This window comes from Porphyromonas canoris, from assembly GCF_000765975.1.
Lineage (GTDB): Bacteria > Bacteroidota > Bacteroidia > Bacteroidales > Porphyromonadaceae > Porphyromonas_A > Porphyromonas_A canoris.
The window spans coordinates 208990-225047 of the sequence record NZ_JQZX01000006.1 but is presented as its reverse complement, the minus strand read 5'-3'; the positions used below and the strand labels follow the sequence as shown (position 1 = coordinate 225047).

General features: G+C 45.8%; 10 protein-coding genes. 2 read left to right on the top strand and 8 right to left on the bottom strand.

The features are described from left to right. Window positions 1-205: 205 nt before the first annotated feature. On the top strand, window positions 206-628 hold the full coding sequence (locus HQ29_RS02490; RefSeq protein WP_036867301.1) for a hypothetical protein: 423 nt from the start codon (window positions 206-208) through the stop codon (window positions 626-628). Between the two features lie 343 nt (window positions 629-971). Next, window positions 972-3266, top strand: a complete 2295-nt coding sequence (locus HQ29_RS02485) for a leucine-rich repeat domain-containing protein (RefSeq protein WP_036867300.1) — start codon at window positions 972-974, stop codon at window positions 3264-3266. 86 nt (window positions 3267-3352) lie between these two features. On the opposite strand, the gene purE is transcribed toward HQ29_RS02485, so the two are convergent. The 8 genes from purE to HQ29_RS02440 all read right to left on the bottom strand — a co-directional run bounded on the left by purE (window position 3353) and on the right by HQ29_RS02440 (window position 16005). Beyond that, a complete protein-coding gene (gene purE, locus HQ29_RS02480; RefSeq protein ID WP_036789340.1) occupies window positions 3353-3859 on the bottom strand; it encodes a 5-(carboxyamino)imidazole ribonucleotide mutase in 507 nt (168 codons plus the stop codon). Beyond that, window positions 3859-4239 carry a glycine cleavage system protein GcvH gene (gcvH, locus tag HQ29_RS02475; protein WP_036867298.1) on the bottom strand — a complete coding sequence of 127 codons (381 nt, stop codon included), beginning with the start codon at window positions 4237-4239 and terminating at the stop codon, window positions 3859-3861. Before gcvH ends, purE begins: the two co-directional genes overlap by 1 nt. A 74-nt stretch (window positions 4240-4313) precedes the next feature. Beyond that, entirely contained in the window at window positions 4314-5759 is a 1446-nt protein-coding gene (gene rpoN / locus HQ29_RS02470; RefSeq protein WP_036867297.1) for an RNA polymerase factor sigma-54, read from the bottom strand. Window positions 5760-5773: 14 nt separating this feature from the next. Further along, entirely contained in the window at window positions 5774-8104 is a 2331-nt protein-coding gene (gene tamL, locus HQ29_RS02465) for a translocation and assembly module lipoprotein TamL (RefSeq protein ID WP_036867295.1), read from the bottom strand. Next, a complete protein-coding gene (locus HQ29_RS02460) occupies window positions 8088-12827 on the bottom strand; it encodes a translocation/assembly module TamB domain-containing protein (RefSeq protein ID WP_036867293.1) in 4740 nt (1579 codons plus the stop codon). Before HQ29_RS02460 ends, tamL begins: the two co-directional genes overlap by 17 nt. A 962-nt stretch (window positions 12828-13789) precedes the next feature. Further along, window positions 13790-14425 (bottom strand): WbqC family protein, encoded by a 636-nt coding sequence (locus HQ29_RS02450; RefSeq protein WP_052079347.1) that lies wholly within the window; start codon window positions 14423-14425, stop codon window positions 13790-13792. A gap of 16 nt (window positions 14426-14441) precedes the next feature. Then, window positions 14442-15080 (bottom strand): ribonuclease HII, encoded by a 639-nt coding sequence (locus tag HQ29_RS02445; protein ID WP_036867345.1) that lies wholly within the window; start codon window positions 15078-15080, stop codon window positions 14442-14444. Further along, window positions 15058-16005: a cation diffusion facilitator family transporter gene (locus HQ29_RS02440; RefSeq protein ID WP_052089716.1), complete on the bottom strand. Its 948-nt coding sequence runs from the start codon at window positions 16003-16005 to the stop codon at window positions 15058-15060. Before HQ29_RS02440 ends, HQ29_RS02445 begins: the two co-directional genes overlap by 23 nt. Between the last annotated feature and the right edge of the window lie 53 nt (window positions 16006-16058).

Genomic DNA, 16058 nt, shown 5'->3' with positions numbered 1-16058 from the left:
GAAGTTCTGCGTATTATTTATGCAGGATATAAGATAGAGGTTACAGAAGTTCTGCGTACATCTTGTTTTGTCCAATATGCTGATATAAAGGGAGCCTTTTTGCCGAGTGCAGAAAGGCTCTTTTCTTGTTTATAGCCTTAGATTTGTCTCTTCTTTCCATTCTTTATAACTTTAAGAGAGTAGTAAACCTTAAATGCTATAGGGTATGGAAGAGAGGGATTTTATCAAGAGAGAGATTGAGAAGATCGGCGTTATTATGAGAGCGATATGGGGCTATCTGTTTGGGGGCAAAGATCGGACGGCTACCACGATTGGGACGGAAGTGGTGATGTCGAAAGATATGTTGAAGAAAGAGATGAACTTCGATGTGGATGAGTTTTTGCTTTTAGACGAATCGGAGAGCATCGAATACTTAAAGGGCTTTGAGGGGTTGGATTTTCACAATCAGGAGAGTCTGGCGGATATTTTAGCCGAAATCGGAAACCGAGAGGAGCCACACGCTTCCAAGCTCTATTTAGGCAAAGCCCTTTTCTTGTACGGAACTGATCACGAAACAGAGTCAAACCTATTCTTTCGAGAGGGAAGAGAAAGCTGCAAAGATAAGGTCGCAGTTGTAGTATTGTCGTAGCTCCTTTTCTTTTTCGTCGTTTGGTGTAAAATAAATCTTTTAAGCCTTTTTACTTCTTCGTTTTATCGGGTTGTAAAAAGGCTTTAATCGTATTATGTTTTACGAACCGGGGGCTGTTTTGTGAAAATCAGCACTTGATTTGCAGGAGTCAAAGCACGACTTGCCGAAATCAAGGCTTGATCTTATATATTATATTCGTTCAGACAAAGATTTGAATCTTTATAAAGAAATATTTATATCCTTTTATCGAATATTTATACCTTTGCAAAAAGCTGTCCGGATTGTGAAAAATAGAATAAGAGAGTCCGGATAACGATCTGACTACAATAAAAACACTTTGTTTATGAAAGGACTACATTTCTCTATCTCCTTGTTAATAGCTCTGCTTGCCCTTAGCGGTTGCCGGAAAGGAGATCTTCAAGAAATAAAGGGAAACGAGGAGAGAATCATCAAGGTTTTGGTCGAGATGCCCGAAGAACCGGCTTTAAGAGCGGAAGCGGGAGAGAATACCGAGGGCAATAAACTCTTGCTTCGTTGGAGGAGAGGGGAGGAGTTGACCCTTTTATTCAAGCAGGAAGATGTTCTAAGTGAGCTCATCAAAACTCCTTTGGAGAATATTTCTTCTGACAATAAGAGTGCAACTTTTGAAGTGAAGCTTCCCAACACCATTGATGCAGAAAAGCCTTATACGCTTTATGCTTTTTCATCTTTTCCGGGAGAGGGAATAAGCGTGAAGGATGGACGGATAATGATGGATATAACACCCATTGTGGGGATGAAGTTGGAGGATGTGTCTGTCCCGGTTATGTCTGTTGTCAGTCTCTCTGATGGGAAACAAGAGGTACGGGCGATGTTTTCGGTTTTTGGCACGATAGAGTACATCCGCCTTCGTAACGGATCCGATAAGGCGTTGAATATCTCTTCCTGCCATCTTGCCGGAGTTGGAGGAGCAGAATGGAGATATATGCCGATGGGCGATAGATATTATCATTACGATCTTTTTGAGAATAAAGTTGTAGAGTCCGATGGGGCTAAAAGTATTATCACCCCGAAAAAGGTTACAAATATCGCGCCCGGAGAAGAGGGGCTGTTTGCTTCGTGGTTTTATCCGCTTGAGAAAAGTTTGCCGGTCATGCTTCTCCGGGTTAAGTCCGCAGACAGTGAAGAAGACATTTATTCGGAAAATTCAAAACCGGCAAAAGCCATCGGGATGGAACCGGGTAAGGCGTACAGAGTGCTAGCAGAATGGACAGGACGCTCTCTACAAATGAAAGGACGAGATGTAATCCCGACCGATACTCCATTTATTACAATGGTAACCGCCAAAGAGACGGGGCAGACCATTCGTCTGCTTTTGGCTGCGAAAGAAGAGAACAGATCCAAGATATGGATAGACCTGAATGGTAACGGGCTTTTGGACGAAGGAGAAAATGATATTGTTTGGGCTGATTTTAACAACGACTTTAATAACGATGAGTATAAAGAGTATCGTTTTTCTTCTTCAAAAATCACCATTTATGGTCCTGTTACAGCTTTGGAGTGTTCCGGAAACAAGCTTCAGGAGTTGGTCGTGAACGGAAGAGAGAGTCTGGAGATGCTATCTTTTTACGAAAATAATCTTAGCACTTTGGATTTAAGCCTCTGTAAGAGATTAAAGTATCTGGATTGTGAAGACAATGCAATCTCCTCTTTGGACATCAGTAGGTGTAAGGAATTGAACGTTTTGTGGTGCTCCAATAACGGGATTAAGGCTCTGGATGTGAGCGAATGCAAGGATTTGCGCGTGCTGGGATGCTCGAAAAATGAGCTTGAGGAGCTGAATATAGTTGAAAATAAAAGACTTCAAAACCTCTCTTGCCATGGAAATAAACTCTCCTCTTTGGATGTAAAAGGGTATAGTTCACTTGAAAGGATAAGGTGCGATGGCAACAAACTCTCTTCTTTGGATCTGGAAGGCTGCATCGGTTTAAGGAAGCTTTACTGCTTTGAAAACAGCATATCTTTTTTGAATATCAAGGATTGCAAAGCATTGAATAACCTGTGGTGCAACAAGAATATGCTCTCTTCTCTGGATCTTTCCGTATGTCTCTCTTTGGAAGAACTCTATTGCGGAGATAACAGTCTGACGGAATTGGATGCAAGTAACCATGAGAGTCTGAGACTTCTTGAATGTCATAATAACCTCCTGACCTCTTTGAAAGTAGAGAAATGTGTCGCTCTCCGGGAGCTTTATTGCGATGATAATAAACTTTCGGTCTTGGATGTGCGAGACTGTAAAGCGTTGTCCCGTTTCTGGTGTCAGAGTAATGAACTGGAGATACTGGATGTCAGCTCTTGTCCTAATATCGCCGATTTGCCTTGTCAGAATAATAAATTGAAGTCTCTAAAACTGAGCAGAGATCCCTCTTCCCAGTTGAGCTATCTTACAATGCAGAAAAACAAAATGGATGCTTCGGCATTGAATGCCGTATATGAAGCTCTACCCAATAGGGAGGGAAAGGAGATGGGCATTATCGAAGCTGTAGATAATGATGGTTATGCTACCTCTGATGTGAGCATAGCCACTGCAAAAAACTGGAAGTTTCAACCTTATGTCGCCGGTTCTTCTACACCGACCCGAAGAAAAGAGCTCAAATAAGTATAAAGATAAAGGGAGAAAATCCGATGCGCGGATCTTCTCCCTTTTATTGTTCAATAACAAACTCTTGTTTGTCGAGCCGGGTATCAGTTGGTTTTATGCAGATACTTCAGCTCCGATAGCTGCTTGTTGGCTTCCACTATCTTATTCTTGAGATTCCTCTTGTAAGCCTTGAAGCGAGCGCGCAACTCCGGATCTCCCACAGACAAGATCTGCACTGCCAAAAGAGCAGCATTGAGAGAAGCATCTATTCCAACCGTTGCAACGGGAATGCCGGGAGGCATCTGTACAATGGCAAGAAGGGCATCAAGACCTTGAAGAGATGCGCTGATAGGAACACCGATTACGGGAAGAGGAGTCATGGAAGCGATCACGCCACAAAGGTGAGCCGCCATCCCTGCTGCTGCAATGATGACTTGTACACCCCTATCTTCGCATTCGGTAGCAAACTTTTCTACCTCTTGCGGTGTGCGGTGTGCGCTTAGCGCTTGTATCTCAAAGGGCACCTGCATCTCTTCCAAGAGATCGGCTGCTTTCTTCATCATGGGCAGGTCTGAAGTGCTACCCATGATTATGCTTACACGAGGGGTCATCATTTACCGATTAGAGCCTTATAGTCTGCTGCTGAAAGGAGAGCATCTACATCGGCAGGGTTAGCAACTTTTACTTTTACTATCCAGCCTTCTCCGTATGGATCCGAGTTGACCAACTCAGGAGTATCTTCGAGAGCTTCGTTAGCTTCGAGCACTTCTCCTGCAACAGGCAAGAAAAGATCGGAAACAGTCTTTACCGCTTCGATAGAACCGAATGTCTCTTCTGCTTCAAGCTCGTCTCCCACGGTGGTTACATCTACAAAGACGATTTCTCCAAGCTCGCTTTGAGCGAAGTCTGTTATACCAATGAAGGCTACATCACCCTCTAAGCGGATCCACTCGTGATCTTTTGTGTACTTTAGATTTTCTGGAAAGTTCATAATTCTAATGATATTGGTTTTATTGTTATAGTGAATATTTGTTCTGCTTTTTTCAGCTCCTCAAAGATACAAAATTATATCTCTTTACGAAGTCTTGCCACCGGTATTCCTAATTGTTCTCTATACTTAGCCACGGTACGGCGAGCAACATTCAGTCCTTTCTCTTTCAGCTGCGCCACCATAGCTTCATCGGAGAGTGGAGAGCTCTTGTCTTCCTGCTCTATCAGCTCTGCCAAAAGTTCCTTTACATGTCTGGTCGAAATCTCTTCTCCGGCATCGGTCATTGTTCCTTCCGAGAAGAAGTGTTTTAGCGGAAAGGTTCCGAAAGGGGTCTGAACATATTTCGTGCTTGTTACTCTGGAGATCGTGGAGACGTCGAGACCTGTGGCATCGGCAACATCTTGCAGGATGAGCGGCTTGAGATAGGCTACATCTCCCATGATGAAGTACTCTTTCTGCATCTCCACTATCGCCTGCATTGTAAAAAGAAGCGTCTTCTGACGTTGGCGGAGAGCTTCTACGAACCAACGTGCATCGTCTATCTTCTGTTTTACAAACCGGGCAACCTCTTTTTTCTGCTGCGGAATGCGTCTGATGTCTCCGCTGTATTCGCTCATCTGTTGAGTGAATGTCGTATTGACGCGTACCGGAGCAATCCCATCGTTATTGAGGGATACCATGAACTCATCATCGTGTTCTTCCACAATAAAGTCGGGAACAACGGTAAAGAAAGTCTCTTCAAGACGGGTGTTAAAGTCGAGTCCGGGTTTGGGATTGAGGTGCGTGATCACTCGGATGGCTTCTCTCAACTCTTCATCCGTAAGATGCAGACGAGAGATGATCTTGTCGTAATGTCTGTTGGAAAACGGCACAAACATCTGTTCAAGAATCTTTTTGGCTATTGCTACGGCGGTTGTTTCTTCTCTTCTTTCCAGCTGTAACAGCAGACAGTGACGGAGATCTTCTGCTCCAATACCGGGAGGATCGAGCGTTTGTATAACGCTTAGAACATGTTCTATGGTCTCCAAATCTGTGTTTATACCCATCCGTATGGCAAGATCGTCTTGTATGGACAGAAGATCTCGCCGGAGATAACCATCGTTATCAAGGCTTCCGACAATGTAGCGAGCCACTTCTACCTCTTCGCCGGAGAGTGATGTCAGGGAGAGCTGAGAGAGCAGATGGTCTTGCAGAGAGCTTCCTTCCGTGAAAGGGATCTCCTCTCGCGGCGTGCGATGTTGCTCTACTTGTCGGAGTTTGTACTCGGGAACATCATCTATGGAAGCGTAGTCGCCGAGTATGATTTCATCTTGAGAGATCGGCTCAAGCTCTTCGTTGTCGTTCTCTTTTCTTGTATCGTCATCCTCTTCCACTCCTTCTTCCAATGCCGGATTGATTTCCAATTCGCTCTGTATCCGATCTTCAACCTCGACATTGGAGAGTCCGATCATCTGCATGAGCTGTATCTGCCGAGAGGTGAGTCGGGCGGTCTGTCGCTGTTTGAGCTTCTGGTCGTTCATGTAGAGTAAGATATTTAGAATGGATAGCCGATGGCGAGGTGGAACGAGAAAGCATCTTTCCAGATCTTCTTCCCGAAAGTGTTGAAGTATCCATTGATCCCGGTAGAATAAGGAGCATGGAGAGCCACTCCGGTATCGAATCTGATGACCAGATAAGAGAGGTCGTATCTTATGCCTAAACCTGTTCCCAAAGCGAGGTCTTTGAAGAAAGACTTTCCGGTGAGCACTCCTCCCGGTCGGCTTTGATCTTCTCGCATCAGCCAGATATTGCCGGCATCTATGAATGTTGCAAGCTCAAGGCTTCCGAAGAGCTTCCTCCGATATTCGATATTTCCTTCAAGACGGATGTCTCCGGTGCGATCCATGAAGTTGTAGATGCTGTATTCGGTGGGACGATATGAGCCCGGACCTATCGTGCGGACATTAAAAGCCCTGATGCTATTGGCACCACCGGAGTAAAACTGCTCCGTATAAGGTGCCACCAACATATTTCCATAGCTGTATATAGCCCCGGCAAAAAGTCTGGTTGCGAGCTTCTCTTTGCTGTTCCAGCTGTACGCATATCGCATCTCTAAAGAGCCTTTGACAAACTGTGCAAACGGATTGTTGATAAATGTCTTCTGTTTGGTGAAAGGTTCTCCTCGTAGCGCATAGATGGTGCTGAGGATATTTCCTGCTTCCGAAACGGATGCTTCTATGGAGAATGTGTGAGGAGAGTCTCCGTCTATCTGCTCATACCCGAAAGTATATCCGATAACCGGAATAAACTGGTCTTGGAAAGATAGTGCAAGAACCGGGTTGGCAGAGATGATCGAATCGAATTTAGCCGTTGTGCGCAACAGAGAATTGTAGGTTACTCTGATAGGAATAATGGTATGGCGCACACCTCTCTGTGGTTCGATATTGTAGGCAATGCGACCGGAAAACTGTCCTAATCTGTAAAAAGATGAGCGGTTCAGAAATCCTCCCGTGATAGAGAAAGAGGTAGTTGCAGGTGTCTTTTGAAACCTCTTAGGCAGGAATGGCAACATGATGCGAGGGAATGTGAGGGAGGAGTTAACGGATATGCCGTAGCTGTTGATATCCCACGAACTGCCGGGCAGATTGCTTTTTCTGGTCTCCCATTCGTAGTTGGTGCCCACCTGCATAGAGAGAAGTTCACCTCCTCTAAAGAGATTCTTTTTGTTGAGAGTCAAGGATAGTCCCGGACCTAACTGATTGTTACTTTTGCTTTTGAATACCGTTTCAAGCTCTGCGTAGTAGGGGAGATCCGCTTGGGAAGATATTGTAACATTGAGCCTGTTCGGTATAGAGTCTGAAGGTGTGTAGTTCACATCGGAGAAAGAGAACGTGTTCAGTGTAGCCAAAGATTGTACCGTGCGATTCTGATAAGAAGCATTGTACAGCTTATCTTTTATGAATCGGATCTTACTTCTAAGCACTCCTGCTCTTACGGGGATCTTCTTATTGAAGCGGAAAAGTACGCCGTCCAGCATCAAGCTGTCCGTTAGAGGAGATCGCTCACTATCGTACACATTATAACTGATATTCCCTATATACCAGGGCTGATACGCTCTCGGATCTGCTTTATTAGAGAGATTGACCTTCAGATGCACACCTTTTTCTCTCAGGGTTGTGTCTGCCTGATAGACGATATTGTCCGGTCTGAAATAGTAGTAGCCCTGATTTTGCAACAGTCCGGCTATTCTGTCTCGTTCTGCTTCAAGAGTTGAAATGCTGAAAGGACGCTTTTTCTTAATCAAAGAGATCGGGGCAGAAAATAGATCCAAACTGTCCGGAGTAACAATGTCAATATCGTACTCTACACTATCTATCACGTGAGGAGCTCCTTGTGAAACGTAATACTGGACAAGAGCCTGCAGAGAATCTTTGTTGTAGATAAGATTATGACTTACGGATGAATGAAAGTAGCCATACTCTTGTAGGATTTGCTGAGCGATGGTGGAACGTCCGGACGGATTGACATTAGAAATAAAGATAGGTTTGGAGGATAGAGTCTTCTCCAACCAACGTGTGAAAGTATTACTTTCGTTACCTATCTTTTCATTGAAATAGAAACCATAGGTAAACGGCAACCTTAGCTTCGTGTGTCCGAAAAGGCTTCCGTTAGGTGCTTTTTTAAGAGCATTTTCTACTTCTTCCATTGCTCGGGAAGAGTGTCTTGGGTATGTCTTATCTTTATCTTCCACCTTTATTTTCTCCATCCCAAGGTAGAACGTCTCTCCCTCAGGGACATATTTGCTCGCAGAGCAGGCTGCAATCAAAAAGATTACAGCGATGGACAGAAAGGCGTTAAGGCTATGATGTCTATTGTTTCTTCTCATCTTTCGGTTCTTCTATTGCTTTAGGTGCGGGCGTTACAGGCTCTTCCTGTGTCTTCAAGAGTATTGGCTTGGTCTTGAAGTTGAAGAGATCTTTCAGTCTGTAAAGCCTTCTTCTCAAAACATAGCCGGCTCCGGTCTCGATGACTTCACCGTCCAATATGTTTTCATAGTCTTTTTTGTGGAAAAGACGAAGATAGTGAGTGCCTGCCTGATCCAACCTATAATCCAACGATATGTTGTCTATAAAACTTTGGTTGGCACTCTTGTTCGGATTGGCTGTTTCTACCTGTCCACCGATCTGAAGCGTTATACGATCGTTGTAGAACTTCTTTGCAATCGAGTAGGAGTAGTTTGTTCCTCTTTTTCCTTCGGCATCTTGCTCTATTCCCAAGTTTATATCCGCATTGATAAGATCTCCCACCAAAGCATTGAACTCTTTTGTTACAAGAGACATCAGCGTACTGTTCACATCAAAACCGGAAGCACCTGCCTGCGTAGAGCCTAAGTAAGTACCGAGAGACAGGAGCATCAGAGCCTGGCGAGACTTTTCTTCGTCCGTCATGGCGGCTATGTTGTTTCTCAGAGTAAGATCTTCCGGAGCATCCAGAGTGAAAAGAAGGGCAAGATCATTCACTCTGTTCTTTGCCATGACGCTGACATCAAAGTTGACCTTCCTTTTCGGTTCACCCGGCAGAGCCACTGTCGAAGAGATCCGTTCCGTAGCCTTAAAGTTGATAAACGGATTCATCACATCGCCACTCCAAGAGATATAGTTTCCTCTATCCACCTTGAACTTCTTCGAGATGATAGGTGCTTGGTTTATGGCAATAAATCCATCGTTGAAGTTGTATGTACCGCTTAGAGACATCTGCCCGTATGGTGGGTATCTGAAGTTGAGATCTCCTCCCCCTTGTACCTGCACGGCATTACTGCCATCTGCGGTAATCTCCGCACCCAAAGATACTGCCGGATCTACGTGAAGAGCGAGCGTTACATCCAATCCTCCCAGTGAGAGTGTATCCACATCTGTTTTCTTTGCCGTAAAGAGAGTGTCTCTAAATTCCGTAAACTCTATAAGACCATCAAAGCGATTTCTTTTCGAGAGTTTGGAGTCCTTTAGAATATAGGTGAGGTTCGTGTTTCCATTGATTGAGAGAGCACCTCTCACCTTCATTGTAGAAGCAGGACCGGAGAGACTTATATCCGTACTCACGCCGAGGCGACCATATAAAAGAGTCTGTTGGGTGCGCTTGGAGTCTACGAGCAGTACATCATTTCCTCGCAGGTTCAGTTTTAGCTCGTTGTCTCCGGTCAGTTCGACAGAACCATTCAACATGAGTGAAGTATTGTTGAGAGTCTGAATAGTGAACCTGTCCAAGCGAATCTTATCGTTGTCTATCCGGATCGGCTTCGAGTCTATGCCGTATCTGTTGTTCAGAGCAGCAGAGTACACGCTGCCATCCTTGATGGAAAGATAACCCTGCATCTTGGTCGGTTTCATCTGTTTGATGTCTCCATTTCCTGAAGCATTCGAGAGTTCTGCATCCACATTTCCGGCAAGAGAGACCAGGTCGTCCGGCAAGAACGGATTCGCTTTAGACATTGGGAACTTATTCACAACCAATCTCCAAACCGGATCTATCCCCTTGTTTTTAGAGATGAATGCCTCTCCCGTTGCGGCATTGACGCCATCCAGCTGTACATCCATTGCGGCATAAGAACCTCCGCTTACCGGCTCATATACTCCCATAACCGCTATATCTCCCACTTTATTCTTTTGGAAGTGGAACTTATCCAATGATGCTTGGGCAATGTATTTGTCTCCATCCGATCCTTTGATCCAGCGTAAGTCTGCATTCAAGATACCATCCATGTTCGGAACGACTCCTAAATTCTGAATCCGTTTAAGGTCAAACTTCTGTACCAAAGCGTTCATAACATATTCGTCTCTCACGTATTTCGTGTCGAGAAGAATCTTACTCTCCGGATCATCTGATGCTTTGAGCAGGACGTGCGCCTCTATATTCTTGTCCGGCTTCAGCGGTATCTTCACGTAGCTTTTTCCATCGTTCAGGAACTTATTGTACACCAGCACGGGAGGATCCGGTGTTAGCGCGAAAGTAATATCCTCTCTGTTCCACTTTGCACGCACGCCCAGCAGGAGCAGGTCCTTCGATTCTTTATCTTTCAGATTGGCGAAAAGCTCGGCATGTTTCATATTGGTCGTAAGGTTCACAAACGCTTCAAAAGGATCCTGATTCCTGAACTTCTGTTTGTGAACAGCCCCTACGGCATAAAACATAGTGGTATCTTGGAATATGGTTAAGTCCATTTCGTCTATTCTGAATGTGTCCTTTTGGAAGCCATTCAGATAAAACTCTCCGGAAAGTCCGCTGTCGGGAGAGGTGCGAATATCAAGCGTGGTACTCTTCCAACCATATCTGTGTTCGTCCAGATAGGAACGTATAGGATTGTTACGCCCCATGGAGAAAGAGATATTCGCATCCGGATAGTGCTCTATCCAGTGACTTATGGAGTAGTTGTTCGTGGTATCTGTCGTAAACAGAGAGATCTCCTTGCTCACACTCTTTATGCGATTCAGAAAGTCATTCAGTCCGTTCTTGGAGTTGAACGATAGCACGAGGTCGCCCGAATTGACTTTCGCCATCAGACTTTCAGCACTGCTTCGAGCAACAAGATCCAAGTTGGTCGGTCTTATGATCTTTCTATCCGTCTCTATGACGCAGTCCACGATTTTTCCCTCTATATCATACTTCTGCTTTGTATCTGTACGGACGGCGGCGAGGAGCTTGAAGGTAGAGCCCAATACCGGTCCGGATCCGAGACCTATCAGGGACGGCACTATGGTATCCACCTCAAGGCGGAGAGAGGCATCTATATCCTCTTTCGCCAACCGGGCATCCAGCTGTCCCATCAGCGTAACGCCCTCCGCTTCCGAGTTCAGTGCCGCAAAGAGCTGCTGCTGTTCGAGCTGAGAGACCATTACGATATTGCCCAGACTCTTGTGGTTATAGGTGAGAGTGTCGAGAGACATCTCCAGGCGTGCAAATGTTTTCGGGGAGAACGGATCTTTGCCTCGCCCCTCTATTTTGATGTGTGCCTGTAAGTCGCCAATGGTGTCTTTCGGTAAAAATTGCTGTACCGACAGTCTGTTCGTTTGGGTTTCAAGCTCAAAGCGTTCCGACTTCAAGCCATACTTCCCGGCTGCTTCGAGAGAGCCTCTTGGCGTTTCGAGTCGGGTTGTGAGATCTATAAGATTGTTGCGGTAAGAGGCATCGGCAAACAGGAATATATCGCTTGGTATGGTCCATCTGTCGCTTGTCAGCCCCATCTTGTCCAGATACTCCATGAGACCGGACTTCGTTTGCGCTTCCAATCGGACGTTGCCACTTCGACGCTTCTCGTTCAGAGGGAGCTGTGCAGAGCCGTTCATCAGCAGAGATACCACCTCTTTGGCTTCCACCTTACCGTTGAACTTCACTCTTTCCTCGATCTCTCCTGTCGCATCTACTTCTATTGTTATCGGATTTTCAGGCAAAGAAAAGCTTTTAGGAAGCAGGAATGCCGCATCTTCCGGATAGATTTCGCCGAAAAGATTAAGAGCAACCTCCCCGACGGAGTCCGGCATCCATTTGTGCATCGGAACGGAAGCATTTGCCGTTATGAAGCTCTTTTTTAGCCGTATCTCAAGGTCTTTTACGTTGGCTTGTCTCTCGTCTATATCAAGTGTCGCTTTCAGATCTTTCATTTCCCAAAGATCCGCACACTTGAAGTGCCCTTTTGCGATATTGCCTTTGACGTTCAACGTATCGTAATAGATATCGTACCCTCTCACGTCTATCTCCCACGGAAGAGCCAGGAACTCCACATCTTCTACCGGCTGAAGGACATCCACTCCGCCTTTTATGCGGGCATACTGCACAAAATAAGACATCTTTCCTACATCCGCAGCTATTCCTCGTATGACAGCTCTATCTACACAAGTGGAGAAGAAAACGGTATCGCTACCCATACTCATGCTGTAACGAACATCTTGTATGCCTATGTCTTTAGCCGTAATCATCCAGTTGTTTGGGACGGAGTCTTTGGGCTGATTCTCTTTCATCTCTCCCAGTGAGAGGTAAAGGTCTGCACCATTCAGATCCAAGTCTCTAAGGTGTATGCGTTGATCTTTAAGCCTTATCTTCAGTCCGCTCCCTCTAAGCTGATGCACGTATCCGTCTATTCGGAGTACGCTATCCACTATCGGCATATGAATGCGCAGAGAGTCCAGCTCCAAAATGGAGATCGGAATATCTCCACTCAGAAGCAGAGGGATGGGGATCTCTACATCTATCCGTTTGAGCGAGGCAAGCGTATCTTTCTGCTCCGGATCTACTGCGAAGACATCCGATAGATGGACTTTTGCAGGGAATTTGATTCGGAACTTTCCTATACTGAGATCCACTCCCAATAGGGGAGAGAGCTGTTCGGATGCCACTCGTGCGGCAAACTGCTGCACTCCGGGGATGTAGAAAAGAGCGGACAGCAGGAATGGCAAAGCGATTAAGATGCCCACAATCCACAGCAGCAGGCGAAGCCATAGCCCCCTTTTCTTCTTTTTGGGAGTGGTCTGCGACTCTTCTTGCAAAGATAGGTCTTTGGGGGCTGCTTCTTCGTTATTGTCGGGAGAGGATATTGGTTGCTGTCTCTGTTCTGACATAAAAGTTTGTCGTAAGCTCTTAATTCAAACAAAGATAGCAAAAAAATCGGAGCAGCAGCGGGCTTTCCCGTCATATCTTCTCGCTTTTTGTTCCTATTGAAATATGTTCAAGAGGTATTGATAAACAAAGAGATAGAGTGCTAAATCCTTTAGATTGAAGCATGAAGCTCCATGAAGGATTTTGATTTTGAGTTTTCCGGAAGCGTTGTATCCGCTTTTTGACCCTGCCGATTTTCTTTCTCTTTTAGGGTATAAAGGTCTGCTTTTAGGATGGGAGTTTTTATATAAAAACGGATTGTGGAAAACTTCCATTGCAGAACTTTATCCGGAATGATTTTGCCTCTTTTCTTCTGTTTGTTTTAAGGCAATATTTTGATTTTCATTTAGATATGGCGAAATCTCAAATTCGGAGAGAAATTTTTCTCAGTCCGTTTGATGAGGCTTTTTCGCGTTAATAGTCGTAAATTTTAATACAGCTGTCTGTGAACATTTCCTAATAAAGAAATCTGCCTTTTCAGGTGCATTTTTGGGCAAAAACAGGTAATCAGCTGATATTTAGTGCTTTGATGGTTTTGGCTAAACACATTAATCGAATCCGGTAAACGTGTTTAATGAAATCACTAAACGTGTTTACTGAAAAATTAAACACGTTAAGCCGAAAGAATATGCTCGTTTAGCGTTTTGGTTGAACAGGTATCAGAAATTGTGTTAATAAATCGGGGTGGATTTAACAATTCTGCCGTGCTCCGAAATGAGGTGCTTCGAGTGAAATAGAGAGCGGTTTCCAGAACCGGAATGAGAGGGATGGAATATATAAAAACAGCGATGCCGGAGGGGGTGAAAACAGGGTAGGCAAAAGGGAGATTTCGTATGCTGAAAAAATGAGCAGGCAGACCCCGGTGTCTTAACGGCCGGATCCTGCTGCTCGAAATGATAAAAGGGAGAAAAAGGCGTTCGTCAGCTTAGAGCCGAAGGTGCTTTCTCCACTTTTGAGCGGTCTCTTTGAGAATAAGAATGCCTTCCGGTCCCAAGTTGCACAAGAGATCCAGAGAGGAGAGATTGGGCAAGAAGCCGTGATGATCCGCAAAAGTCTGATAGTAGTGCGGAAAGACGATAGGCGGATGCTTGGTAATCTGCCGGTCACAGAGTATCTGGAGGTGCATGCCGTTGGATACAATCTCATCTTCCGGTACATGTATCGGAGCGGTGATATGCCATTCCCGACAGATCCAGTTGAGCCAAGCCTCATTGTAGTCCACCAGCAGAGGAGTGGGGTTATAGAGCAGCCGCAGGATCTCTTCCTCATAAAACTCATAGTATGGAGAGGAGCTGTAAGCGGAACGAAGGCTTTGCTCCGCCACTCTTCTCCAGTCTCCATGCTCACTGATGGCTATAAGGGCAGTTGGAGGAGCAGGATTGGGGTATTTCTCTACCGGTACAGAGATACTCATTCTACCAGTAGCTCCGTAGATGTCGAATCTGTTTCTGTAACTCTGTTTGCTGTATGGTTCATCTATAAATACGGCTACACTCTCGCCCATAAGCAGGGAAGAGATATAGAGAATAGAGGGTATGGTGGAAGTGGGAAGGAATATCATTGAGTCTGTTTTTATATCAGTCCGTCAGAAAGGGGAGCATCTGCATGCAAGGTTTATAGCTCTTTCTGTGTATGGGAGAGAGACCGATCTTTCGGATTATCGCTTTGTGAGATGGGGTGGGATAGCCTACATGTTTGTCGAAACCATACTCCGGATACAGCTCATGGCTCTTCTGCATCACTCTGTCCCGATGTACTTTTGCCAAAATAGAGGCAGAGGCGATGGAGGCAAAGCGGGCATCTCCTTTTACCAGACAGGTATAGGGGATAGAGGTAGAGGGAACAAACCGGTTGCCGTCTATCAAAAGATGATCGGGGGAGAGCGTCAGATTTTCCGCTGCCCGGCTCATGGCAAGGCAGGAGGCTTGATAGATGTTTATGCGATCTATGGTTGCCGGGTCTATCTCCACGATGGAGAAGGCATCGGAACAGGAGCATATCCGGTCGAACAGCGTTTCTCTTCGCTTGCCGGTGAGCTTTTTGGAGTCGTTCAAAGAGGGCAGGAGGTCGAGAAGGTGCGGATTGTCCGGAAGCCAGATCACGCTTGCAGCCACCACCGGACCGGCAAGAGCTCCGCGCCCAGCCTCATCGCATCCGGCTTCTATCCTGCCTTTTTCAAGCCACGGAAGCAGGTCAAAGGTTTTGTCTGCTCTCATATTCTCTCTCATATTTGTTGTCCAGCGTTGCCTCTTTCGGCTCTACGTGAATGATGATATGGGTCTCTTCTCCATACTCTTTCCGTAAAATGGCCTCGATAAGCTCGGTAAGGTGATGGGCTCGCTCTACTGTCATCTGTCCGTCAACCATGATGTCCACCTCGATGGCTATTCTCTGCCCCACTCTGCGAGTGCGCAGGTTGTGCGGATTGGATACTCCCTCGACGCTTTCTACCATTTCCCGAATCTTTTGTTCGGTCTCGGAGGGGAGAGCCTTCTCGGACAGCTCTCGGAGAGAGTTCATACCGATCTCCATTCCGACCTTTATGATGAGTACCGCAACGAAGATGGCGGACGCAGGTTCCATAAATCGTGCTCCCTCTCCAAGGAAATAGGCGGCAGACAGACCCACCAACACTCCGACGGAAGAGAGGGCATCGCTTCTGTGATGCCACGCATTGGCGGCAACGGCAGAGCTGTTCACCCTGTGAGCCACCCGGATGGTGTATCTGAAAAGGATCTCTTTAGCCACAACGGAGAGCAAGGCAGCCCAGATGGCTATTGCGCCCGGCTTTTCTATCATGACCCCTTCGAGGAAGTAGCGATAGAGCTCTTCCACACTCTTTGCCAAGATAAAAGCTCCGACCACAAGCAGAGAAAGAGAGATGAGAGCCGAGGCTATCACTTCGTATTTGCCGTGTCCGTAAGCATGGTCATCGTCCGATGGCTTGGCGGCTATACGGGCACAGAAAAGAACCACAGCGTCTGTAAGCAGATCGGTAGCCGAGTGAACGGCATCCGCAATCAAGGCTCCCGAATTGCTCAGTACGCCTATAACTCCTTTCACCACAGGAAGTATCACGTTGCCTATGGCTCCTATAAGCGTTACTTTATATATCTCCTTTTTTCTTTCTACTGCGTTCATAGCCACTTTCTTGCGGTTACAAAGGTAAGAATTTTCAAAACCTTCTCCGGTAT